The sequence below is a fragment of the Paramagnetospirillum magneticum AMB-1 genome, assembly GCF_000009985.1.
In the GTDB taxonomy this organism is placed as follows: Bacteria; Pseudomonadota; Alphaproteobacteria; order Rhodospirillales; family Magnetospirillaceae; genus Phaeospirillum; species Phaeospirillum magneticum.
In genome coordinates this window covers 2,949,574-2,972,023 of record NC_007626.1, presented here as the reverse complement: position 1 = coordinate 2,972,023, position 22,450 = coordinate 2,949,574, and the positions used below count along the sequence as shown (strand labels likewise).

Genomic DNA, 22,450 nt, shown 5'->3' with positions numbered 1-22,450 from the left:
ATGGCCGAATCCCAGATCCAGAGCTACACCATCAACTTCGGGCCGCAGCATCCGGCGGCCCACGGCGTGCTGCGCCTGATCCTCGAGATGTCGGGCGAGGTCGTCGACCGCGCCGACCCCCATGTGGGCCTGCTGCATCGCGGCACCGAGAAGCTGATCGAGCACAAGACCTACCTGCAGGCGACGCCCTATTTCGATCGCCTCGACTATGTGGGCACCATGAACCAGGAGCATGCCTTCGTGCTGGCCACGGAGAAGCTGCTGGGCATCGACATTCCCATCCGCGCCAAATTCATCCGGACGCTCTACGATGAAATCGGCCGCATCCTGAACCATCTGCTCAACGTCACCGCGTTCATCTTCGACGTGGGCGGCATGACTCCGCTGCTCTACGGCTTCGAAGAGCGCGAGAAGCTGATGGAATTCTACGAGCGCGTCTGCGGCGCCCGTCTGCACGCCAATTACTACCGTCCGGGCGGCGTCGCCGCCGACCTGCCGGCCGGTCTGCTGGAAGACATCGCCGCCTGGTGCGAGACCTTCCCCAAGGTTCTGGACGACATCGAGACCCTGGCCACCGACAACCGCATCTTCAAGCAGCGCGTGGTCGATATCGGCGTGGTCAGCCCGGAGCAGGCCCTGGACTGGGGCTTCACCGGCCCCAACCTGCGCGCCTCCGGCATCGCCTGGGATCTGCGCAAATCTCAGCCCTACGACGTCTACGACCAGATGGAATTCGACATTCCGGTGGGCAAGAACGGTGACGGCTATGACCGTTATCTCGTCCGCGTGCTGGAAATGCGCGAATCGGTCAAGATCATGAAGCAGTGCATCGCCAAGATGCCTGGCGGTCCGGTCCGGGTCGAGGACAACAAGATCACGCCGCCCAAGCGGTCCGAGATGAAGACCTCCATGGAATCGCTGATCCATCACTTCAAGCTGTTCACCGAGGGCTTCAAGGTCCCGGCCGGCGAAGTGTACGGGGCCATCGAGGCGCCCAAGGGCGAGTTCGCCGTCTATCTGGTTTCCGACGGCACCGGCAAGCCCTACCGCTGCAAGATCCGTCCGCCGGGATATGTTCACCTGCAGGCGCTCGACATGATGTCCAAGGGACACATGCTGGCCGACGTGGTGGCCAATATCGGCTCCATCGACATCGTTTTCGGCGAGATCGACCGATGAGCAATCATTCCTACGAACCGGAAAGCTTCGCTTTCACCCCCGAATACCTGGAGAAGGCCAAGGCCTTCGTCGCCAAGTACCCGGTTGGCCGCCAGCAGAGCGCGGTGATGCCGCTGCTCGATCTGGCCCAGCGCCAGGAAGGCTGGGTCAGCCGCGCCGCCATGGAAGTCATCGCCGAGATGCTCGACATGGCTCCCATCCGGGTGGAGGAGGTGGCGACCTTCTACACCATGTACAACCGCAAGCCCGTGGGCACCTTCCACGTGCAGGTCTGCACCAATCTGCCGTGCATGCTGCGCGGCTCCGACGACGTGGTGGCCGCCGCCAAGGCGGCGCTGGGCGTCGAGTTCGGCGACATGACCGCCGACGGCAAGTTCACCCTGTCCGAGGTGGAATGCCTGGGCGCCTGCGTCAACGCGCCCATGATGCAGATCAACGACGATTACTACGAGGACCTTACGCCTGAGACCACCAAGGCGGTGCTCGAGGCCTTCAAGCGCGGCGAGACGCCGAAGCCCGGTCCCCAGAACGGTCGTCAGTTCTCGTGCCCGGCCGGTGGCCCCACCAGCCTGACCGAGTTGAAGTTCGAGGGGGGGAAGGCCTGATGCTGCGCGACTCCGATAGGATCTTCACCAATCTCTACGGCATCCATGACTGGCGCCTGAAGGGCGCCATGGCCCGTGGCGACTGGAACGGCACCAAGGATATTCTGGCCAAGGGCCGCGACTGGATCATCGAAGAGATGAAGAATTCCGGTTTGCGCGGCCGTGGCGGCGCCGGTTTCCCGACGGGCGTCAAGTGGTCGTTCATGCCCAAGACCGAGGGGCCGCGTCCCCATTATCTGGTCATCAACGCCGATGAAGGCGAGCCCGGCACCTGCAAGGACCGGGAAATGATGCGCTTCGATCCGCACAAGCTGATCGAGGGCGCGCTGATCGCCAGCTTCGCCATCGGGGCGCATGCCGCCTACATCTACATTCGCGGCGAGTTCGTCCGTGAGGCCGAGCACCTCAACATCGCCATCGACGAGGCGCGCGCCGCCGGCCTGCTGGGCCCCAACGCCTGCGGTTCGGGCTGGGATTGCGAGGTCTACGTCCATCGCGGCGCCGGCGCCTATATCTGCGGCGAGGAATCGGCGCTGATCGAAAGCCTGGAAGGCAAGAAGGGCCAGCCCCGCCTGAAGCCGCCGTTCCCGGCCGGCGTTGGCCTCTACGGCTGCCCGACCACGGTGAACAACGTGGAATCCATCGCGGTGGCGCCGACCATCCTGCGTCGCGGCGCCGCCTGGTTCTCCGGTCTGGGCAAGCCCAACAACACCGGCACCAAGGTGTTCTGCATCTCCGGCCACGTGAACACGCCGTGCAACGTGGAAGAAGAGATGGGCATCCCGCTGAAGGAGCTTATCGAGAAGCATGCCGGCGGTGTGCGGGGCGGCTGGGACAACCTGCTGGCCATCATTCCCGGCGGCTCTTCCGTTCCCATGCTGACCAAGCAGCAGTGCGAGGAAGTCACCATGGACTTCGACGCCCTGCGCGCCATGCGCTCGGGCCTGGGCACGGCCGCCGTGATGGTGATGGACAAGTCCACCGATCTGGTGCGCGCCATCCATCGCCTGTCGCGCTTCTACTGGCATGAAAGCTGCGGCCAGTGCACGCCGTGCCGCGAAGGCACCGGCTGGATGAGCCGCATGATGGGCCGCATGGTCACCGGCGACGCCGAGTTGTCGGAAATCGATCTGCTGGAAGAGATTTCCCGCCAGATCGAAGGCCACACCATCTGCGCCCTGGGTGACGCCGCCGCCTGGCCGATCCAGGGCCTGATCCGCGCCTTCCGTCCCGAGATGGAACGCCGGATCCTGGATCGCCAAGCCAAGACCAACGCGGCCTGAGAAGAGAGAAGCCCCAATGCCCAAGCTGACCATTGACGGCAGGGAAATCGAAGTCGAGGCCGGGACGACCATCATCCAGGCCGCCGACCTGCTCGGTATCGAGATTCCCCGTTTCTGCTACCACGAGCGCCTGGCCATCGCCGGCAATTGCCGCATGTGCCTGGTGGAAGTGGAAAAGATGCCCAAGCCGGCGGCGTCCTGCGCCATGCCGGTGGGTGAAGGCATGGTGGTGAAGACCAATACGCCGGCGGTGCGCAAGGCGCGCCAGGGCGTGATGGAATTCCTGCTGCTCAACCACCCGCTGGACTGCCCCATCTGCGACCAGGGCGGCGAGTGCGACCTGCAGGATCAGGCCATGGCCTACGGTTCCGACAAGAACCGCTGCAAGGAAGGCAAGCGCGCCGTTCCGGACAAGGATTACGGTCCGCTGGTCCAGACCATGATGACGCGCTGCATTCAGTGCACCCGCTGCGTCCGCTTCATCTCCGAGATCGCCGGCACCCCGGTACTGGGCGGCCTGGGGCGCGGCGAGCATCTGGAGATCGGCCGCTACGTGGGCGCCGCGGTGTCGTCCGAGCTGTCGGGCAACCTGATCGACCTCTGCCCGGTGGGCGCGCTGACCAACAAGCCGGCCAGCTATACCTACCGCTCGTGGGAGCTGAAGAAGACCGAGAGCATCGACGCCATGGACGCGCTGGGCTCGGCCATCCGGGTCGACACCCGTGGCAACGAGGTCATCCGCATCCTGCCGCGCGTCGCCGAGGACGTGAACGAGGAATGGCTGTCCGACCGCTCGCGCTTCGCCTGCGACGGCCTCAAGCGCCAGCGCCTGGACAAGCCCTATGTGCGCAAGGACGGCAAGCTGGTCCCCGCCACCTGGAACGAGGCCTTCGTGGCCATCGCCGCCAAGGTGAAGGCCGCCGGCACCAAGATCGCCGCCATCGCCGGTGATCAGGCCGATGCCGAGACCATGGTGGCCTACAAGGATCTGCTGGCCGCTCTGGGCTCGCAGGCCATCGACTGCCGCCAGGACGGCGCCAAGCTGGACGCCTCGGTGCGCGCCTCCTACCTGTTCAACAGCACGGCCGCCGGCATCGAAGAGGCCGACGCCCTGCTGATCATCGGGTCCAATCCGCGCAAGGAAAACCCGGTGCTCAACGCCCGCATCCGCAAGCGCTGGCAGAAGGGTGGCTTCAAGGTGGCCCGCATCGGCCACAAGGGCGACCTGACCTACAAGTACGAGCACCTGGGCGACGACGCCTCGATCCTCAAGGCCATCGCCGAGGGGAGCCATCCCTTCTTCGAGGTGCTGAAGAACGCCAAGAAGCCCGCCCTGATCCTCGGCCAGGGGGCTCTGTCCCGGGCCGACGGCGCGGTGATCCTCGGTCTGGCCCGCAAGCTGGCCGATGCCGCCGGGCTGGTCAAGGACGGCTGGAACGGCTTCAACGTGCTGCACACCGCCGCCGCTCGCGTCGGTGGCCTGGACTTGGGCTTCGTGCCCGGCCAGGGCTGGCGCGACGTGGACCACATCGTTGACGGTGCCCACAAGGGTGACGTCCAGGTGGTGTTCCTGGTCGGTGCCGACGAGGTGGACATGAAGGCGCTGGGCGAGGCCTTCGTGGTCTACCAGGGCTCTCACGGCGATGCCGGGGCGCATCGCGCCGACGTCATCCTGCCGGGCGCCGCCTACACCGAGAAGAGCGCCACCTTCGTCAATCTGGAAGGCCGCGCCCAGCAGACCCGCCTCGCGGTGTTCCCGCCGGGCGAGGCCAAGGAAGACTGGCGCATCGTCCGCGCCCTGTCCGAGGTGCTGGGCAAGGCTCTGCCCTACGACAGCCTCAAGGCCGTGCGCGAGCGCCTGGCCAAGGCCAGCCCGGTGTTCGCCGCCATCGGTTCCGTCACTCCCGCCGCCTGGGGCGCCGCCTTCGGCGCCGAGGGCAGCCTGGGCGACGGCGCCCTGGTGAGCAACATCGACAATTTCTATCAGACCGACCCGATCAGCCGCGCCTCCAAGACCATGGCGGAATGCACGGCAGCCTTCGGCGGTGGTTGCAACCACAAGCACAAGAAGACGGGGACCCATGGTTGACCTTCTGACCGGGCTGCTGCCCCCCTTCGTGTGGCGTCTGCTGATCATCGTTCTGCAGATCGTCGCCATCGTCCTGCCGCTGCTGATCGCGGTGGCCTACCTCACTTATGCCGAGCGCAAGGTGATCGGCGCCATGCAGTTGCGCAAGGGACCCAACGTGGTTGGTCCCTTCGGCCTGCTGCAGCCCATGGCCGATGGCCTGAAGCTGTTCGTCAAGGAGACGGTGCTGCCCACCAGCGCCAACCGCGTGGTGTTCGTGGGCGCGCCCATGCTCACCTTCTTCCTGGCCCTGGTGGCCTGGGCGGTGATCCCCTTCGACAAGGGCTGGGTGCTGGCCGACATCAATGTCGGCGTGCTGTACCTGTTCGCCATCTCGTCGCTCGGCGTCTACGGCATCATTATGGCGGGCTGGGCGTCCAACTCGAAATACGCCTTCCTGGGCGGCCTGCGTTCGGCGGCCCAGATGGTGTCCTACGAGGTCTCCATAGGCTTCATCCTGATTTCGGTGCTGCTGACCGTGGGTTCGCTGAACCTGTCGGACGTGGTGACGGCGCAGTCGAAGATGTGGTTCATCGTTCCGCACTTCCCGCTGTTCATCCTGTTCATCATTTCCGGCCTGGCCGAGACCAACCGTGCTCCCTTCGACCTTCCGGAAGCGGAAGCCGAGCTGGTGGCCGGCTACAACGTCGAATACTCGGCCATGACCTTCGCCCTGTTCTTCCTGGGCGAGTACGCCAACATGCTGATGATGGGGGCCATGACCTCCATCCTGTTCCTGGGCGGCTGGATGGCGCCGTTCGGCCTGGGCTGGCTGCCCATCCCCGGGCTGATCTGGTTCGTGCTGAAGATCTGCCTGGTGATGTTCGTCTTCCTGTGGGTGCGTGCCACCTTCCCGCGCTATCGCTATGACCAGTTGATGCGTCTGGGTTGGAAGGTGTTCCTGCCGTTCTCGCTGTTCTGGCTGGTGCTGACCGCAAGCGTTCTGACCGCTTTCGGCTGGCTGCCGAACCAGGGTTAAGGAGAGAAAGCGATGTCGTTCCTCGACCGCACCGCGCGCGCCTTTCTGCTGACCGAGCTCGTCCAGGGCTTGGCGCTGACGCTGCGCTATATGTTCAAGCCCAAGGTGACCATCAACTACCCCTACGAAAAGGGTCCGTTGTCGGTCCGCTTCCGTGGCGAGCACGCCCTTCGCCGTTATCCCAACGGGGAAGAGCGCTGCATCGCCTGCAAGCTCTGCGAAGCCATTTGCCCGGCCCAGGCCATCACCATCGAGCCCGAGCCCCGGGACGACGGTTCCCGCCGGGCCCGGCGCTACGACCTCGACATGACCAAGTGCATCTATTGCGGTTTGTGCCAGGAGGCCTGCCCGGTGGACGCCATTGTCGAGGGTCCGAACTTCGAGTACGCCACCGAGACTCGGGCGGAGCTCATGTACAACAAGTCCAAGTTGCTCGCCAACGGCGACCGCTGGGAGGCCGAGCTGGCCTTCCGCATCGCCGCCGACGCGCCTTACCGGTGACGGGAGACCATCCATGTTCACGGCTCTGATCTTCTACATGTTCGCCGCAATCGCGGTGGCTTCCGGCGTGATGGTGATCTCATCGCGCAACCCGGTGCATTCGGTGCTCTGGCTGATTCTGGCGTTCTTTAACGCGGCGGGCCTGTTCCTGCTGCTGGGCGCCGAGTTCCTGGCCATGGTCCTGGTGATCGTCTATGTGGGCGCTGTCGCGGTGCTGTTCCTGTTCGTCGTGATGATGCTCGACATCAACATGGTGGAGATGAAGGAAGGCTTCCTGCAGTACCTGCCCACCGGCGCTCTGATCGGCTTGGTGCTGCTGGTGGAATTGCTGGCCATGTTCGGCGGCTGGGCCTTTGCACCCGACGTTGAAGCCATGATCAAGGCTCCCACGCCCACCTTGGACCAGGCGTCCAATACCGTGGCGCTGGGCAAGCTGATCTACACCAACTACGTCTACCTGTTCCAGGCGTCGGGTCTGGTGCTGCTGGTCGCCATGATCGGCACCATCCTGCTGACCCACCGCAAGCGGACCGGCGTGCGCAAGCAGGTCATCGCCGAGCAGGTCAACCGCTCGCGCGATTCGGTCGAGCTCAAGAAGGTCCAGTCGGGGAGGGGCATCTGATGTTCGAGATCGGTCTGTCCCACTATCTGGCGGTGGCCGCCATCCTGTTCACGCTGGGCGTGATGGGCATCTTCCTGAACCGCAAGAACGTCATCATCATCATGATGTCGGTCGAGCTGATGCTGCTGGCCGTCAACATCAACTTTGTGGCGTTCTCGTCCTATCTGAACGATCTGGTCGGTCAGGTGTTCACCATGTTCGTCCTGACCGTTGCCGCGGCGGAAGCCGCCATCGGCCTGGCCATCGTCGTTGTCTTCTTCCGTAACCGCGGCACCATCGCGGTGGAAGAAATCAGCCAGCTCAAGGGGTAAGCGGATGATCACTGCAACCGTATTCCTGCCGCTCCTTGGCGCCGTCGTCGCAGGCCTGTTCGGCCGCTTCATTGGTGATCGCGGCGCGCAGATCGTCACCTGCGCCCTGCTGATCACCTCGGCGGTCCTGTCGGGGCTGATCTTCCAGAAGGTCGCCTTGGGGGGCGAGGCCCAGACCGTGGTGGTCGCCGAGTGGATCCGTTCGGGCACCATGTCGGTGAACTGGTCGCTGAAGGTCGATACCCTGACCGCCGTCATGCTGATCGTCGTCACCTGGGTGTCGGCGGCCGTGCACGTCTATTCGGTCGGCTATATGAGCCACGACCCCTCCATCTGGCGCTTCCACAGCTATCTGTCGCTGTTCACCTTCGCCATGCTGATGCTGGTGACCTCGGACAATCTGGTGCAGATGTTCTTCGGCTGGGAGGGCGTCGGTGTCGCCTCCTACCTGCTGATCGGCTTCTGGTACGAGAAGCCCTCGGCCTCGGCCGCCGCCATCAAGGCCTTCGTAGTCAACCGCGTCGGCGATTTCGGCTTCGCGCTGGGCATCTTCGGCGTGTATTTCCTGTTCGGCTCTGTGGGCTTCGACGCCATCTTCGCCGCCGCGCCGGAAAAGGCCAACGCCACCGTGAACTTCTTCGGCGGCCAGTGGCACGCCATCACCATCTGCTGCCTGCTGCTGTTCGTGGGCGCCATGGGCAAGTCGGCCCAGCTGGGCCTGCATACCTGGCTGCCCGACGCCATGGAGGGCCCGACCCCGGTCTCCGCCCTGATCCATGCCGCCACCATGGTCACCGCCGGCGTCTTCATGGTCGCCCGCATGAGCCCCCTGTTCGAATTCTCGGACACCGCGCTCACCGTGGTGACCGTGATCGGCGCCGCCACCGCCATCTTCGCGGCGACGGTGGGCTGCGTGCAGAACGACATAAAGCGGGTGATCGCCTATTCCACCTGCTCGCAGCTGGGCTACATGTTCTTCGCCATCGGCGTGTCGGCCTATCAGGCCGCCATCTTCCACCTGATGACCCACGCCTTCTTCAAGGCCCTGCTGTTCCTGGGCGCCGGCTCGGTGATCCACGCCATGAGCGACGAGCAGGACATCCGCCGCATGGGCGGCATCTGGAAGCATGTCAAGGTCACCTGGGTGCTGATGTGGATCGGGTCGCTGGCCCTGGCCGGCGTGCCGTTCTTCGCCGGCTACTATTCCAAGGACACCATCCTGGAAGCCGCCTGGGCGTCGCACACCATCGCGGGGCAGGGGGCTTATTGGCTGGGCTGCACCGCGGCCTTCCTGACCGCCTTCTACTCCTGGCGCCTGCTGCTGCTGACCTTCCACGGCCGTCCGCGCGCGGACGAGCATGTGATGGCCCATGTGCATGAGAGCCCGGCGGTGATGCTGATTCCGCTGCTGTTCCTGGCCACCGGCGCCCTGTTCGCCGGCTGGGCGGGCTACGACATGTTCGTCGGCCATCACCAGCACGACTTCTGGCGCTCCGCCATCCTGGTGACCGAGGCTCATCCCTCGCTGGAGAATGCCCATCACGTGCCGTCCTGGGTGGCCCTGCTGCCCACCGTGGTGGCGGTGTCGGGCATCGCCCTGGCCTATTTGTTCTACGTGTTCGCTCCGGGGCTACCCGGGGCACTGGCCGGCGCCTTCCGCGGCGTCCACCAGTTCCTGCTGAACAAGTGGTACTTCGACGAGCTGTACGACATGCTGTTCGTGAAGCCCGCCTTCAAGCTCGGCCGCGGTCTGTGGCAGGGTGGCGACGGCGCGCTGATCGACGGCGTGGGTCCGGACGGCGTGGCGGCGGCGACCCGTGCGGTGGCGGCCAAGGTGGCTCGCGCCCAGAGCGGCTACCTCTACCACTACGCCTACGCCATGCTGATCGGGGTGGCGGCCTTCGTCACCTGGTACATTTTCAACGCGCGCTGAGGACGAGGAAGACGCCCCATGAACGACTGGCCCCTTCTCTCGCTGACCACGTTCCTGCCCCTGGCCGGAGCGCTGTTCATCCTCACCATCCGCGGCGAGACCGAGGTGGTGGCCCGCAACTCCCGTAACGTGGCGTTGCTGACCTCCATCGCGACCTTCGTGGTGTCCCTGTTCATCCTGGCGAAGTTCAACGGCGCCTCGCCGGACTTCCAGCTCAAGGAGACGGCCCTTTGGTTCCCTGGAACCACCATCGCCTATTCCATGGGCGTGGACGGCATCTCCATGTGGTTCGTGCTGCTGTCGACCTTCCTGACCCCCATCTGCATCCTGGCCGCCTTCGGCAGCGTGGAGAAGCGGGTCAAGGAATATATGGTCGCCTTCATGATCCTCGAGACCATGATGATCGGCATGTTCTGCGCCCTTGATCTGGTGCTGTTCTACATCTTCTTCGAGGCCGTCCTGATCCCGATGTTCATCATCATCGGCGTGTGGGGCGGGCAGCGCCGGGTCTACGCCGCGTTCAAGTTCTTCCTGTACACCCTGCTGGGATCGGTGCTGATGCTGATCGCCATGCTGGCCATGTACTTCGATGCCCACACCACCGACATTCCGTCTCTGATGGCGCATTCGTTCCCCTTCAAGATGCAGCTGTGGCTGTGGCTGGCCTTCTTCGCCTCCTTCGCGGTGAAGGTTCCCATGTGGCCGGTGCATACCTGGTTGCCCGACGCCCACGTGGAAGCGCCCACCGGCGGTTCGGTGATCCTGGCCGGCGTGCTGCTGAAGATGGGGGCCTATGGCTTCATCCGCTTCTCCATTCCCATGCTGCCGGATGCGTCGGTGTACTTCACGCCGCTGATCTACACCCTGTCCATCGTCGCGGTGATCTACACCTCGCTGGTGGCGCTGGTGCAGGACGACATGAAGAAGCTGATCGCCTATTCCTCTGTGGCCCACATGGGTTACGTGACCATCGGCATCTTCTCCATGACCACCCAGGGCGTGGAGGGCGCGGTGTTCCAGATGCTGTCCCACGGCATCGTGGCCAGCGCCCTGTTCCTCTGCGTCGGCGTGATCTACGACCGCATGCATACCCGCGAGATCGCCCGTTACGGCGGTCTGGCCACCCGCATGCCCATCTATGCCGTGGTGTTCATGCTGTTCACCATGGCTTCGGTGGGCCTGCCGGGTACCGCCGGGTTCGTGGGCGAGTTCCTGGTGCTGATGGGCGTGTTCCAGGTCAACACCTGGGTGGCGTTCTTCGCCGCCACTGGTCTGGTTCTGGGCTGCACCTACATGCTGTACCTCTATCGCCGGGTGGTGTTCGGCCGCCTGACCCGCGAGGACCTGAAGGGCATCCTGGACATGACCCCGCGTGAAATCGCGGTGTTCGCTCCGCTGATCGTCCTGACCATCTGGATGGGTGTCGCTCCCGGCACCTTCCTCGAGCCGATGCATGCGTCGGTGACCAAGCTGATCTCCAATTACGAGCTTGCCCGGGCCGCCCATGACGGCCTGTCGCTGGCTGCCCGCTGAGGGGGACCTAAGACGTGATCAAGACTCTCGACCTCGTCCCGGTCCTGCCGGAAATCTTCATGGCAGTGGCCGGTCTGGCCCTGCTGATGCTGGGCGTGTTCCGCAAGGAGGACAGCACCAAGTCGGTGTCGGTCCTGGTGATCCTGGCGCTTGGCGCCGCCATGGTGCTGGTGTCGTCCCTGGGGGGCGAGCGGCTGACGGCCTTCAACGGCCTGTTCGTCGCCGACCGCTTCGCCGGCTTCGCCAAGGGGCTGGTGCTGGTGGCCTCGGCCATCGCCACCGCCATGTCGCTGCCCTATCTGGAACGCGAGAAGATCGGCCGCTTCGAGTATCCGGTGCTGGTGCTGTTCGCCACCCTGGGCATGATGATGATGATTTCGGCCAACGATTTCATCGCACTGTACCTGGGCCTCGAACTGCAGAGCCTGGCGCTCTATGTGCTGGCCGCCTATAACCGCGACAACGCCCGCGCCACCGAGGCGGGCCTCAAGTACTTCGTGCTGGGCTCGCTGGCCTCGGGCCTGCTGCTGTACGGCATCTCGCTGCTCTACGGCTTTGCCGGCACCACCTCGTTCGAGGGGCTGGCCAATCTGTTCGCCGGCGGCCACGACCATCCGATCAAGCCCAATATGGGCATCATCGCCGGTTTGGTCTTCGTGCTGGCCGGTCTGTCGTTCAAGGTCTCGGCGGTGCCGTTCCACATGTGGGCGCCCGACGTCTACGAGGGCGCACCCACCCCGGTGACCTCCTTCTTCGCCGTGGCCCCCAAGATCGCCGCCCTGTGCCTGCTGGTGCGCGTCATGACCGGTCCCTTCGCCGATCTGGTGGAGCAGTGGCGTCAGGTGGTGACCTTCATCGCCATCGGCTCCATGTTCGTCGGCTCCTTCGCCGCCGTGGTCCAGACCAACATCAAGCGTCTGATGGCCTATTCCTCCATCGGCCATGTGGGCTTCGTGCTGGTCGGCATCGCCGCCGGGTCGACGCTCGGCATCCAGGGCGTGCTGATCTATCTCGCCATCTACCTGTTCATGAATGTGGGCGCCTTCGCGGTGATCCTGTCCATGCGCCAGAAGGGCCGGATGGTCGAGGGCATCGATGACCTGGCCGGTCTGTCCAAGACCCACCCCATGATGGCCTTCGTCATGGCGGTGCTGATGTTCTCCATGGCGGGCGTGCCGCCGCTGGCCGGGTTCTGGGGCAAGTTCTACGTGTTCATGGCCGCCATCGAGTCGGGTCTTTACACCCTGTCCATCCTGGGCGTCCTGTCCTCGGTGGTGAGCACCTATTACTACCTGCGCATCGTCAAGGTCATGTACTTCGACGAGCCGGTCGAGGCTTTCGACAAGCCGGTGGGCACCTCCATGACCCTGGTGATGGCGGTTTCCACCATCGTCATCCTAGCCTTTACCCTGATCCCGGCCCCGCTGGTGACCAGCGCCAAGGCCGCCGCCCAGGTTCTGTTCCCGGCGGCGGGATGACAACCTTCGATCTGCCGGCGCCGTTCAGCCATGTGGAGCTGGACAGCGTCGGCAGCACCAATGACGAGGTTCGGCGGCGGGTCGAGGACGGCTCCGCCGCCGATCTTTTGGTGGTGACGGCCCGGCGCCAGACCTCGGGGCGCGGCCGACGCGGCCGGGTGTGGGACAGCCCCGAGGGCAACCTGCACGTTTCCTTCGCCATCCGGATCCAGAGGCCGCTGTCCGAGGCAGCCCAGATCGGCTTCGCGGCGGCGCTGGCCCTGGCCGAGGCCCTTGACGAAGTGGTGCCGGGGCACGATGTGCGATGCAAGTGGCCCAACGACGTGCTGGTCGACGGGCGCAAGGTGGCGGGCATGCTGCTGGAGAGCGCCGGTGACGGCTGGTTGATTCTGGGCATCGGCGTCGACGTGGAACGCCGCCCGGCGCCGGCCGAGGCTTTGTATGCCGCCGTCGCGCTGGCCGAGTTGGGCTATGGCGGCGATAGCATGGGCGTGCTGGCTGCGCTGTGTCGGCATCTCGGCCCCTGGCTGGAGCGCTGGCGGGCCGACGGCTTTGCCCCCATCAGGGCCGGCTGGCTGGAGTGGGCGAGGGGCCTGGGCGAGGCGGCGCTGGTCCGCCTCGAGGCCGAGACGCTGTCCGGCGTGTTCCGGGGCCTCGACGAGGAAGGCGGTCTGCTGCTCGATCAGGGCGAGGCCGGAATCCGGCGGGTTCTGGCTGGGGATGTGTTTTTTCCGGGATTGTGACGGAGCTTTTCCATGCTGTTGGCCATCGATTCGGGCAACACCAATATCGTCTTCGCGGTCTATGACGGCGACACCCTGCGCGGCGAGTGGCGTGCCTCGACGGATTCCGAGCGGACCGCCGACGAACTGGGCGTCTGGCTCACCCAGTTGCTGACCATCGAGGGGCTGAACCGCCTGGACATCTCGGCGGCGATCATCGCCAGCGTGGTGCCGGCCATGGTGTTCGGCCTGAAGACCCTGTGCCGCCGCTATTTCAAGTGCGAGCCGCTGGTGGTGGGCGACGAAGGGGTGGATCTAGGCCTGTCCATCCTGCTCGATCGTCCCGAGGAAGTGGGCGCCGACCGCCTGGTCAATGCCGTGGCGGCCCATAAATATTACAAGGGGCCGTTGATCGTCATCGACTTCGGCACGGCCACCACCTTCGACGTGGTGGACGCGGACGGAAATTACTGCGGCGGGGCCATCTCGCCCGGCATCAATCTGTCGCTGGAGGCCCTGCACATGGCGGCCGCCAAGCTGCCGCGGGTGGCTATCGGGCGGCCACGGCAGGTGATCGGGCGGGCCACGGTGCCGGCCATGCAATCGGGGATCTTCTGGGGCTATGTCGGCCTGATCGAGGGATTGGTGAAGCGGATCAAGGAAGAGTTCGGCTCGGACATGCTGGTGCTGGCCACCGGCGGACTGGCGCCGCTGTTTGCCGAGGCGACCAAGGTGATCAACGCGCTGGACGCCGACCTGACCCTGCGCGGCCTGCTGGAAATCCATCGCCGCAATTCGACGCCGGTGCGGGGATGAGCCAGGGCGAACTCCTCTTCCTGCCCCTGGGGGGCGTCGGCGAGATCGGCATGAATCTCGCGCTGTACGGCTATGACGGCAAGTGGCTGATGGTCGATTGCGGCGTCTCCTTCGGCGACGAGACCATGCCCATGGTCGACGTGGTGATGGCCGATCCCGCCTGGATCGAGGAACGCCGCGACAAGCTGGCGGGCATCGTCATCACCCATGGTCACGAGGACCATCTGGGCGCCGTCCAGTATCTGTGGGACCGGCTGCGCTGTCCGGTGTGGGCGACGCCGTTCTCGGCCTCCATCCTGAAGAACAAGCTGCACGAGACCGGGCTGCAGGCCCAGGTGCCTCTCAACGTAGTTGAGCTGGGATCGCGCTTTAAGGTCGGCCCGTTCGAGATCGAAATGATCTCCATCACTCATTCCATTCCCGAGCCGAATCTGCTGGCTATCCGCACGCCGCTGGGCACCGTCGTCCATACGGGCGACTGGAAGTTCGACCCCGATCCGCTGCTGGGCCTGCCCACCGATACAGAAGCTCTGCGCCGGGTGGGCAAGGAGGGCGTCCTGGCCCTGATCGGCGATTCCACCAATGTTTTCACCAAGGGCCATTCCGGTTCGGAATCCGAGGTGCGTGGCAGCCTGATCGAGCTGCTGGGCCGCTTTGACGGGCGCATCGCCGTGTCGTGCTTCGCCACCAACGTGGCGCGGCTGGAAAGCATCACCGTGGCGGCCATGGCCAATGACCGCAGCGTCGCCCTGGTGGGCCGGAGCCTGTGGCGCATCGATAAGGCGGCGCGGGAGAACGGCTATCTCGCCGACCTGCCGCCCTTCCTTACCGAGCACGATGCCGGTTACCTGCCCAAGGACAAGGTGGTCTATATCTGCACCGGCAGCCAGGGAGAGCCCCGCGCCGCCCTGGCCCGCATCGCGTCGGGCGACCATCCCCATGTGCATCTGGGCAAGGGGGACGTCTGCATCTTCTCGTCGCGGATCATTCCCGGCAACGAGAAGGACATTTTCAAGCTTCAGAATGATTTGGTCCGCCAGGGCGTCGAGGTGGTGACCGAGAAGGATGAATTCGTCCATGTCTCCGGCCATCCCGCCCGCCAGGAGATGGAGGAAATGTATCGCCTGCTGCGGCCGCGCGTCGCGGTGCCGGTGCATGGCGAGGCCCGCCACCTGCAGGAGCACGCTCGGCTGGCGCGGGCTTGCGGGGTGGAGGAGGCTATCGAGACCTCCAACGGCGCCATGCTGCGCCTCGCTCCCGGTCCGGTGGAGGTGATTGACCACGTGCCCACCGGCAAGCTGTGCGTCGATGGCCCGCGCATCGTCCGTCTGGATTCCGAGATCCTGCGCAATCGCCGTCGCATGGTGTTCAACGGCTCGGCCGTGGTTACCGTGGTGCTGGACAAGGTCGGCAAGCTGCTGGGCGATCCGCAACTGACGGCCCTGGGCCTGCTGGATGCCGGTCACGAGGCGGAAGAGCACGACGCGGTGGTCGAGGCCGTGCGTGACGCCATCGAGGAACTGCCGCAGAAGGTCCGCCGGGACGACGCCGTGGTGCGCGAAGCCGCCCGGCTGGCGGTGCGTCGCTCGTTGCGTGACACCCACGGCAAGAAGCCCATCACCGAGGTGCATCTGGTCCGGGTCTGAGTCACCAAATCGTCATGGCCCTGACACGGAAGAGTCCCGCTTGGTCCCTATGATCCCCCCTCGGGGGACGTGGGGTTCACAAGGCCGAGGACATGACCGTGAAGCAGGACGCCGTAACCGCCGATTTTCTCGGCTTTCGCCCCATTTGCTGGACCTGGGCGCGCGAGGCCTTTTGGGCGGGAGAGCTTCCCTTTCTGGCGGATTTGCCCATCCGGGCCCGGTTCGTGCTGCTGGTGGTGCTGGCCCTGGTGGCCTCGGTGGTGTTCGGCAGTGTCTATCTCGCCGCCGGCCAGCGCATCGAGGCCATGCTGCAGGCCCAGGATTCCTACCGCCGTCTCAACGATCTGGCCGGTGACGTACGGGGGCTCTCGGCGGCGGCCCAGAACCTGATGGAGATCTTCGCCCGCGAGCGCGATCCGGCCGTGGCCGAGGCTTTGAAGCGCGATCTGGGGCAGATCCGCGAGCGCCTGGACCGGGTGGCCGAGCTGTCGGCGGGTGGTCCCATGGCCCAGGCGGTGGGCGAGGCCCAGGTCGGCGTCGAGGCCATCGCCCAGTCCTTCCAAGGGCTGGAAAGCCATATGGTGCGCCTGGGGCTGACGCCCCAGTCGGGGTTGCGGGCCAGGCTGAACGAATCCTCCCGCGCGGTGGAGCGGGAACTGGCCATGTGGCCGGCTTCGGCTCCCCTGTCGCTGGCCATGGCCCGCATGCGGCTGGCCGAGCGGGATTTCATGCTGGACGGGCTGGAGGACGCGCTGGGGCGCCACCGGGCGGCCACCGGGCAGCTGGACATCGCGCTCGACTCGTCTGCCCTGCCCAATTCCACCCGCGACGACCTGCGGCGATTGAGTGCGGCCTATGGCGAGGAGCTTCAGGCCTTCGCCGCCGGATCACTGGCGGTCAAGGCCGAACTGGCCGAGGTGCGGTCCGGGTTCCTGGCCCTGCAGCCGGTCATGCAGCGCGTGCTGGCCTATGCCCGCGAAGGCATGGCCGAGGCTATCGCCGCCCAGGAGGCCGAGCGCCGCGCCACCGGACGTCAAGTCGCCCTGGTCGGGCTGCTGGCGGGGCTGTCGTTTCTGCTGGCCTGCCTGGTCATCGCCCATTCCATTACCCGGCCGGTCCGCCTGATCCAGGACGCCATGGAACGCCTGTCCCATGGCGACCATGGCATCGCGGTTCCCGGCTCGGCCCGGCGCAACGAGATCGGCGACATGGCCCGCGCCGTGGGTGTGTTCAAGGAAAATGCCATCGCCATGGTTCGGTTGCAGGAGGAGCAGCGTTCCATCCGTTCCCAGGCCGATGCCGCCAACCGGGCGCATCTGCTGGCGCTGGCCGAGGGCTTCGAGCAGGCGGTGAAGAGCACCGCCGATCTGGTGGCCTCCAATGCGGTGGGAATTCGCCACACCGCCGAGCGCATGACGTCGGGCACCGACCAGGGCAAGAGCAGCGCCATGGCCGTGGCCGAAGCCGCCCGCCAGTGCCGGACGACCGTTCAGGCCGTGGCCGAGGCCACCGGCGTGCTGGGAGACTCGGTCCGCGAGATTTCCGCCGGCACCGAGGACGCCGCCGCCATCGCCCGGGACGCGGTGGGCCGTCTGGCATCGACCACCGAGCGCATTCAGAGCCTCTCCCTGGTGGCGGGGCGGATCGGCCGGGTGGTGACCATGATCGAGGAGATCGCCCAGCGCACCAACATGCTGGCCCTCAACGCCACCATCGAGGCCCAGCGGGCGGGGGAAGCCGGCAAGGGCTTCGCCGTGGTGGCGGGCGAGGTCAAGCATCTGGCCAGCCAGACCGCCCGCTCGACCCGCGAGATCGCCGCCCAGGTGGCGGAGATCCAGGGGGCGACCGCCGATACCGAGGTCGCCATCGAGGGGATCGGCGACACCATTCTGCGCATGGACCGCATCGCCGGCGAGGTCGCCGACGCGGTGTCCCGCCAGCGCGACGTTACCGCCCGGATTCAACGCTGTGTCGGGGAAATGGATCGGGACGCCGCCGTGGTGGGTGATGGTGTGGCGTCCGTGACCCAGGCGGCGGTGCGTTATTGTGCTGCCGCCATCCGGGTGATCTGGGCGGCCAAGGATCTGGCTCGCCCTGCGACCGCGCTCAATCACGAGGTGGACTCCTTCCTGACCACGGTCAGGCGGTAGGGGGCCGCGATAGCCCCTTGCCCATGGCTGTCGGTTTGGTACCCTGGCCGCCATGAAAGTCTTTGGAATCGCCGGCTGGAGTGGCAGCGGCAAGACGACACTGCTCATCCGGCTGATTCCGGCCCTGGTGGCACGGGGCGTCAGAGTCGCTACGGTCAAGCACACCCATCACGATCCGGCCGTCGGTGACGAGGAGTGCCGCGCCTTGGCCCGGGCCGGCGCGGTGGAATGCGTGGTGGCGTCACCTCGCCGCTTCGCCCTGGTGCACGAAATTCACCTGGATGACGCCGAGCCGCCCTGGACTGGCTGATGGATCGCTTCGCCGGATGCGATCTTTTGCTGATCGAAGGCTACAAGTGGGCGCCGCACCCCAAATTGGAAGTGTGGGACCCGGGTCTCGGCAAGTCCATGCTGGCGCCAGAGGAAAGAAGCATAGTCGCCCTGGCGGCCGACACGCCGGTGACTTCGGTGGCATTGCCCACATTTCGTCGCGACGATATCGCGGGCATTGCGGCTTATATTTGCCAGTATTGCCAGATTTGATCTGAGGTTATTGGCTTGTTTCAAGTTCATAACCGTTAGCATAATAAATTTAACTAAAGAAACTACCAGAAAAAGCGGATCAACATCCGGTGGGTATCGGGTGTGTGCCTGATGGGCCGTTCCTATGCATTCCGATAGATTCAACTTATGCTGATAATTAGCGGGCATGATCGGGAGGGGTATTTTATATTGGCGAATATCTGTCATGCTCTTGCACATCCGCCGTTGCTCCCCCGGGCAAAGGGTGATTAAAATATTACAGGTTCCGGGATTACCGATGGGCCGCTTTGCCATTTGGGGGCGGAGTGGTTCGACGGAAAGAAAAAGGTGGTGCCTATCGCTTTGATGCGGCAGGCACCCGCTCGGTTTGGCCGAGGGGTTCGGTCTGGTCGGGCGGTAAACTTATTGGGGATTTTGTGCAATGAAGGTTCTTCTTGCCGACGATCATGCGTTGTTCCGCGAAGGGGTGCGCATGGTTCTGGAAAGCCTGTCAAACGAGCCTCTCGATATTGTGGAGGCCTGCGACTTCAATCAGGTACTGACTCTGGTGCGCGGCAACGCCGATTTCGACGTGGCGCTCCTCGATCTTTCCATGCCGGGGATGGATGGCTTTTCCGCCATTGGGGCCGTGCGGCGTTCTGCTCCCGACATCTATCTTGTGGTGGTGTCCGCCTCGGAGGAGCCGCAGACGGTGCGCAAGGCCCTCGACAGCGGGGCACACGGCTATATCTGTAAGTCGGCGGGGTCCGCCTCCATGATGGCCGGCATTCGCTCGGTGCTGGAAGGCGACACCTTCGTCAGCCCCCATATCGTGGTTCCCGATACCGCGGCTCCATCCATTGGTGACATCAACGGCGAACAGTTGCAGTCTCTGCTGACGCCGCGTCAGCGCGACGTGCTGGGCATGTTGCGCCAGGGCAAGTCCAACAAGGAAATTGCCCGCGACCTCAGCCTGGCCGAGATCACCGTGAAGCTGCACGTGACCGCCATTCTGAGGGCATTGGGCTGCGAGAACCGCACCCAGGCCGCCATCCTTGCCGCCAAGATGGGCGTCTAGAAAGACCCCCTCATCAGCCGACGATCCGCCCGTCCACCAGATGGACGCGGCGGTCGGCTGTCTGCGCCAGTTCGGCATCGTGAGTGACCACAATGACCGTGCGATTCTGGCGGTGGGCCAGGTCGCGGAACAGCTCGAACACCAGATGGGCGGTGCGGGTGTCCAGGTTGCCCGTGGGCTCGTCGGCCAGGATCAGGGGCGGGTCGTTGGCCAGGGCGCGGGCGATGGCGACGCGCTGGCGCTGGCCGCCGGAAAGCTGATCGGGGTATTTGCGCCGGTGATCGGCCAGTTCCAGTGAATCCAGCAATTCGGCTGCCCGGATGCGCGCTTGGGAATCGCTCAGGGCGCCCAGGCGGCGGATGGGAATCTCCACATTGGACTGACAGGTGAATTCCGGCAGCAGGAAATGGAACTGGAAGACGAAGCCGATGGAGGCGAGGCGAAGCTCGGCCATGGCATCGGGCGGCAGGCCGGCGGTATTGCCGCCTTGCAGCCAGACGGATCCGCCGGTCGGCACATCGAGCAATCCCAAAAGATAGAGCAGCGAAGACTTGCCCGAGCCCGACGGCCCGGTCACCGCCACGAACTCTCCCCGTCCGACGGTCAGGTCGATGTCGCGCACCAGGGTGACCGGCACCGGACCGGGCAGGTCGCGGGTGACACCGCGGGCTTCGATGGCCACCTCCATCATCCCGCCCCCCGGACGATATCCACCGGGTTGAGCCGCGAGGCCCGGCGGGCCGGCACCCAGGCGGCCAGGGTGGCCGAGGCGATGGCCATGGCGGCGCTGATGGCGTAATGCTTGGGCGTGCGGTAGAGAACGAAGCCCTGGGCCTTGACGAATCCTTCCATCTGGAAGTCGAGCGAGGCCATGAACTCGATCAGTCCCCAGCCCATCAGCCAGCCGATCACCGTGCCGATCAGCCCGACGATCAGACCTTCCATGACGAAGATGCGGCGGATGTCCTTGTCCCTGAATCCCATGGATTTGAGGATGCCGATATCCCTGGTCTTCTCGAACACCACGGTGGAGATGACGTTGAAGATGCCGAAGCAGGCGACGATCAGAATGGCGCTGACCGTGGAATACATGATGGCGTTCTGGATGACGAAGATGCCCAGCACGTTGCGCGACTGTTCCTGCCAGGATTCCGAGCGATAGCCGAACTGGCGCTCGATGGTGGCGGCCAGGGGGGCGGCCTGCTCAACGTCGTCGAGGCGCAGGTTCAGGCGGTTGACCACATTGGCGCGGTTTTGCAGCACCTGGGCCTTCTTCAGCAGGGTGTAGGTCTCGAAATTGTCCAGCAGCGTGATGTTGCTGCGGAAGATTCCCACCACCTTCATCTTCAGCACCACGCCCACCGGCGAGACGGCGGAAATCAGGTCGTCCTTGCGGATGCCCGCTTTGGCGGCGATGCCCTCGCCGATGATGATGGCGTTGGAGGTGGTATAAAGCGCGTCCAGGGAGCCCGACAGCAGGTCCTTTTCCAGATGGGTGACCAGGCGCTCGCGCTCCGGCTGGATACCGGTGACGTTGACCGAGACATCCTTGCCGCCGAAGCGCAGCAGCAGATTGCCCGACAGGGCCGGAGCCACGTGGACGCCAGGCATCTCCTCCAGCGTCGCCAGCATGTTGCGGGCGCCCCGGATGCCGCGCACCTCCTCGCGGGGCTTGAGTCCGCGCAAGGAGACGGCACCGTCGGGATAGGCGCGCTCCACCGCCTGCTTGGGGGCGGCGCGCACCTCGTCCTTGACGATGATATGGGGCTGCACATCGATGATCCGGGCGATGAAGTCGCGCTGGAAGCCCTGCATCATGGCCGAGATGCCGATGAAGAAGGCGACTCCCAGCGACACGCCCAGCAGCGAGACCAGGGTCTGGCGCCGACGGTGGCGCAGGTGCTGGAGCGCGATGGACAGGCCGAGCGGCAGCACCTTCGGTCCTCCCTATTTCACCCGGACGCGGTCGCCGGCCTTCAGGCTGGAAGGAGGCGAGGCGATGAGGGCGGTCTCGGGCCCAAGCCCTTGCGTCACCTCCACCATAGTCCGGCCGCGGATGCCCGTCTGGATGGCGATGGCTGCGGTGCGGCCGTCCTGCACCACCAGAACCTTGCCGTCCCTCAGCGCGGTGATGGGCACCAGCAGGACATCGGCATGCTCGGCGGTGATGATGTTGATCTCGGTGGTCATGCCCACCAGCAAAGGCGTGTCGTCGGGCAGCACCACCCGGACGCGGAAGGTCTTGTTGACCGGGTCGCCCTTGGGGGTGACGCGGTCGACCTTGGCCTCCAGCACCCGTTCGGCGAAGGCGTCGGCCTTGATCAGCACCTTCTGGCCGATCCTCACCCGGGCGATGTCTTCTTCATCCACCTCGGCGGTGATACGCAGCGGGCGGGGCGCGCCCACCCAGAACAGGGCGTCCTTGACCTCGGCCAGTTCGCCGATCTCGCCATCGCGTTTCAGGACCATGCCGTCCATGGGCGAGGTCACCAGCAGGTCGGTGCGCTTTTGCCGGGCGGCGTTGATGGCGGCGGTGACCTGATTGTACTCGCTGCGGGCCTTCTGGGTCGCCTCGGTGGAGCGGTAGCCGCGCGCGGTCAGCGTCGCCGAGCGGGCCATCTCTTCGCGCCAATAGGCGGCCTTGGCCTCCAGCTCGGCGATCCTGGCCCGGGCCTCGCGGTCGTCCAGGCGGGCCAGGGGCTGGCCTTCCTTGACCGCGTCGCCCTCGAAGGCCAGGATCTCGGCGATGCGTCCCGGAACCACCGGAGCGATGCGGGCCCATTTCTCGGCCTCCACCGTGCCGGTGGCGTAGATGGCCTCCACCGCTGCGCCGCGCCGAGGCATTACCACCTCGACCTCGGGAGCCGAGACGCGCCACCACCACCACCCGCCGGCGGCGGCCAGGGTCAGAAGAATCAGCAGCAGTGGAGCTTGGCGGAGGAGGCGCTTGTACATCAGAGAGGC

Annotated in this window: 21 protein-coding genes; 18 read left to right on the top strand and 3 right to left on the bottom strand. The window is 65.3% G+C overall.

The features are described 5' to 3' along the window. The 18 genes from AMB_RS13995 to AMB_RS13915 all read left to right on the top strand — a co-directional run bounded on the left by AMB_RS13995 (position 1) and on the right by AMB_RS13915 (position 19,486). The gene (locus tag AMB_RS13995; RefSeq protein ID WP_011385162.1) at positions 1-1,179 is read left to right on the top strand and encodes an NADH-quinone oxidoreductase subunit D; all 1,179 of its coding nucleotides are present in this window, start codon (positions 1-3) and stop codon (positions 1,177-1,179) included. Then, positions 1,176-1,784: an NADH-quinone oxidoreductase subunit NuoE gene (gene nuoE / locus AMB_RS13990; protein WP_011385161.1), complete on the top strand. Its 609-nt coding sequence runs from the start codon at positions 1,176-1,178 to the stop codon at positions 1,782-1,784. The genes AMB_RS13995 and nuoE overlap by 4 nt, the downstream gene beginning before the upstream one ends. Further along, complete coding sequence (nuoF, locus tag AMB_RS13985; RefSeq protein WP_011385160.1) at positions 1,784-3,067, top strand: NADH-quinone oxidoreductase subunit NuoF; 1,284 nt, start codon at positions 1,784-1,786, stop codon at positions 3,065-3,067. The genes nuoE and nuoF overlap by 1 nt, the downstream gene beginning before the upstream one ends. Positions 3,068-3,083: 16 nt before the next feature. After that, on the top strand, positions 3,084-5,156 hold the full coding sequence (gene nuoG, locus AMB_RS13980; RefSeq protein ID WP_011385159.1) for an NADH-quinone oxidoreductase subunit NuoG: 2,073 nt from the start codon (positions 3,084-3,086) through the stop codon (positions 5,154-5,156). After that, the gene (gene nuoH, locus AMB_RS13975; RefSeq protein WP_011385158.1) at positions 5,149-6,174 is read left to right on the top strand and encodes an NADH-quinone oxidoreductase subunit NuoH; all 1,026 of its coding nucleotides are present in this window, start codon (positions 5,149-5,151) and stop codon (positions 6,172-6,174) included. The genes nuoG and nuoH overlap by 8 nt, the downstream gene beginning before the upstream one ends. Before the next feature lie 12 nt (positions 6,175-6,186). Continuing rightward, positions 6,187-6,675 (top strand): NADH-quinone oxidoreductase subunit NuoI, encoded by a 489-nt coding sequence (gene nuoI, locus AMB_RS13970; RefSeq protein ID WP_008617495.1) that lies wholly within the window; start codon positions 6,187-6,189, stop codon positions 6,673-6,675. A gap of 13 nt (positions 6,676-6,688) precedes the next feature. After that, positions 6,689-7,297, top strand: coding sequence for an NADH-quinone oxidoreductase subunit J (locus AMB_RS13965; protein ID WP_011385157.1), 609 nt, complete (start codon positions 6,689-6,691; stop codon positions 7,295-7,297). Next, on the top strand, positions 7,297-7,608 hold the full coding sequence (gene nuoK / locus AMB_RS13960) for an NADH-quinone oxidoreductase subunit NuoK (RefSeq protein ID WP_011385156.1): 312 nt from the start codon (positions 7,297-7,299) through the stop codon (positions 7,606-7,608). The genes AMB_RS13965 and nuoK overlap by 1 nt, the downstream gene beginning before the upstream one ends. 4 nt (positions 7,609-7,612) lie before the next feature. After that, positions 7,613-9,541: an NADH-quinone oxidoreductase subunit L gene (gene nuoL / locus AMB_RS13955; protein ID WP_011385155.1), complete on the top strand. Its 1,929-nt coding sequence runs from the start codon at positions 7,613-7,615 to the stop codon at positions 9,539-9,541. A gap of 18 nt (positions 9,542-9,559) precedes the next feature. Continuing rightward, positions 9,560-11,074 (top strand): NADH-quinone oxidoreductase subunit M, encoded by a 1,515-nt coding sequence (locus AMB_RS13950; RefSeq protein WP_011385154.1) that lies wholly within the window; start codon positions 9,560-9,562, stop codon positions 11,072-11,074. Positions 11,075-11,133: 59 nt separating this feature from the next. Beyond that, a complete protein-coding gene (nuoN, locus tag AMB_RS13945) occupies positions 11,134-12,552 on the top strand; it encodes an NADH-quinone oxidoreductase subunit NuoN (protein ID WP_050750819.1) in 1,419 nt (472 codons plus the stop codon). Further along, positions 12,549-13,295, top strand: coding sequence for a biotin--[acetyl-CoA-carboxylase] ligase (locus tag AMB_RS13940; RefSeq protein WP_011385152.1), 747 nt, complete (start codon positions 12,549-12,551; stop codon positions 13,293-13,295). Before nuoN ends, AMB_RS13940 begins: the two co-directional genes overlap by 4 nt. Before the next feature lie 12 nt (positions 13,296-13,307). Then, a complete protein-coding gene (locus AMB_RS13935; protein ID WP_011385151.1) occupies positions 13,308-14,090 on the top strand; it encodes a type III pantothenate kinase in 783 nt (260 codons plus the stop codon). Then, on the top strand, positions 14,087-15,736 hold the full coding sequence (locus AMB_RS13930; protein ID WP_011385150.1) for a ribonuclease J: 1,650 nt from the start codon (positions 14,087-14,089) through the stop codon (positions 15,734-15,736). Before AMB_RS13935 ends, AMB_RS13930 begins: the two co-directional genes overlap by 4 nt. Positions 15,737-15,828: 92 nt before the next feature. Continuing rightward, complete coding sequence (locus tag AMB_RS13925) at positions 15,829-17,886, top strand: methyl-accepting chemotaxis protein (RefSeq protein WP_011385149.1); 2,058 nt, start codon at positions 15,829-15,831, stop codon at positions 17,884-17,886. Positions 17,887-17,938: 52 nt separating this feature from the next. Then, complete coding sequence (locus AMB_RS26815) at positions 17,939-18,196, top strand: molybdopterin-guanine dinucleotide biosynthesis protein B (RefSeq protein WP_011385148.1); 258 nt, start codon at positions 17,939-17,941, stop codon at positions 18,194-18,196. Next, a complete protein-coding gene (locus tag AMB_RS26810; RefSeq protein WP_011385147.1) occupies positions 18,196-18,429 on the top strand; it encodes a molybdopterin-guanine dinucleotide biosynthesis protein B in 234 nt (77 codons plus the stop codon). The genes AMB_RS26815 and AMB_RS26810 overlap by 1 nt, the downstream gene beginning before the upstream one ends. A gap of 421 nt (positions 18,430-18,850) precedes the next feature. Then, entirely contained in the window at positions 18,851-19,486 is a 636-nt protein-coding gene (locus AMB_RS13915) for a response regulator (protein WP_011385146.1), read from the top strand. A gap of 13 nt (positions 19,487-19,499) precedes the next feature. Here the strand turns inward: AMB_RS13915 and AMB_RS13910 are convergent, their stop codons facing one another. From AMB_RS13910 to AMB_RS13900, 3 genes are read right to left on the bottom strand one after another with little or no spacing between them, the layout of a single operon-like run. Then, a complete protein-coding gene (locus AMB_RS13910) occupies positions 19,500-20,174 on the bottom strand; it encodes an ABC transporter ATP-binding protein (protein WP_011385145.1) in 675 nt (224 codons plus the stop codon). Further along, the gene (locus tag AMB_RS13905) at positions 20,174-21,421 is read right to left on the bottom strand and encodes an ABC transporter permease (RefSeq protein WP_011385144.1); all 1,248 of its coding nucleotides are present in this window, start codon (positions 21,419-21,421) and stop codon (positions 20,174-20,176) included. Before AMB_RS13905 ends, AMB_RS13910 begins: the two co-directional genes overlap by 1 nt. 12 nt (positions 21,422-21,433) lie before the next feature. Beyond that, positions 21,434-22,441: an efflux RND transporter periplasmic adaptor subunit gene (locus tag AMB_RS13900; RefSeq protein ID WP_011385143.1), complete on the bottom strand. Its 1,008-nt coding sequence runs from the start codon at positions 22,439-22,441 to the stop codon at positions 21,434-21,436. Positions 22,442-22,450 lie beyond the last annotated feature (9 nt).

What these genes read in the sequence shown, in the direction of transcription:
- AMB_RS13950 (WP_011385154.1), top strand. Translation starts at nt 9,560, where the DNA reads ATGAACGACTGGCCCCTTCTCTCGCTGACCACGTTCCTGCCCCTGGCC.
- nuoK (WP_011385156.1), top strand. Translation starts at nt 7,297, where the DNA reads ATGTTCGAGATCGGTCTGTCCCACTATCTGGCGGTGGCCGCCATCCTG.
- AMB_RS26815 (WP_011385148.1), top strand. Translation starts at nt 17,939, where the DNA reads ATGAAAGTCTTTGGAATCGCCGGCTGGAGTGGCAGCGGCAAGACGACA.
- nuoH (WP_011385158.1), top strand. Translation starts at nt 5,149, where the DNA reads ATGGTTGACCTTCTGACCGGGCTGCTGCCCCCCTTCGTGTGGCGTCTG.
- nuoN (WP_050750819.1), top strand. Translation starts at nt 11,134, where the DNA reads ATGGCAGTGGCCGGTCTGGCCCTGCTGATGCTGGGCGTGTTCCGCAAG.
- AMB_RS13935 (WP_011385151.1), top strand. Translation starts at nt 13,308, where the DNA reads ATGCTGTTGGCCATCGATTCGGGCAACACCAATATCGTCTTCGCGGTC.
- AMB_RS13995 (WP_011385162.1), top strand. Translation starts at nt 1, where the DNA reads ATGGCCGAATCCCAGATCCAGAGCTACACCATCAACTTCGGGCCGCAG.
- AMB_RS13915 (WP_011385146.1), top strand. Translation starts at nt 18,851, where the DNA reads ATGAAGGTTCTTCTTGCCGACGATCATGCGTTGTTCCGCGAAGGGGTG.
- nuoI (WP_008617495.1), top strand. Translation starts at nt 6,187, where the DNA reads ATGTCGTTCCTCGACCGCACCGCGCGCGCCTTTCTGCTGACCGAGCTC.
- nuoE (WP_011385161.1), top strand. Translation starts at nt 1,176, where the DNA reads ATGAGCAATCATTCCTACGAACCGGAAAGCTTCGCTTTCACCCCCGAA.
- AMB_RS13930 (WP_011385150.1), top strand. Translation starts at nt 14,087, where the DNA reads ATGAGCCAGGGCGAACTCCTCTTCCTGCCCCTGGGGGGCGTCGGCGAG.
- AMB_RS26810 (WP_011385147.1), top strand. Translation starts at nt 18,196, where the DNA reads ATGGATCGCTTCGCCGGATGCGATCTTTTGCTGATCGAAGGCTACAAG.
- nuoL (WP_011385155.1), top strand. Translation starts at nt 7,613, where the DNA reads ATGATCACTGCAACCGTATTCCTGCCGCTCCTTGGCGCCGTCGTCGCA.
- AMB_RS13910 (WP_011385145.1), bottom strand. Translation starts at nt 20,174, where the DNA reads ATGGAGGTGGCCATCGAAGCCCGCGGTGTCACCCGCGACCTGCCCGGT.
- AMB_RS13940 (WP_011385152.1), top strand. Translation starts at nt 12,549, where the DNA reads ATGACAACCTTCGATCTGCCGGCGCCGTTCAGCCATGTGGAGCTGGAC.
- AMB_RS13965 (WP_011385157.1), top strand. Translation starts at nt 6,689, where the DNA reads ATGTTCACGGCTCTGATCTTCTACATGTTCGCCGCAATCGCGGTGGCT.
- AMB_RS13925 (WP_011385149.1), top strand. Translation starts at nt 15,829, where the DNA reads ATGACCGTGAAGCAGGACGCCGTAACCGCCGATTTTCTCGGCTTTCGC.
- nuoF (WP_011385160.1), top strand. Translation starts at nt 1,784, where the DNA reads ATGCTGCGCGACTCCGATAGGATCTTCACCAATCTCTACGGCATCCAT.
- nuoG (WP_011385159.1), top strand. Translation starts at nt 3,084, where the DNA reads ATGCCCAAGCTGACCATTGACGGCAGGGAAATCGAAGTCGAGGCCGGG.
- AMB_RS13900 (WP_011385143.1), bottom strand. Translation starts at nt 22,441, where the DNA reads ATGTACAAGCGCCTCCTCCGCCAAGCTCCACTGCTGCTGATTCTTCTG.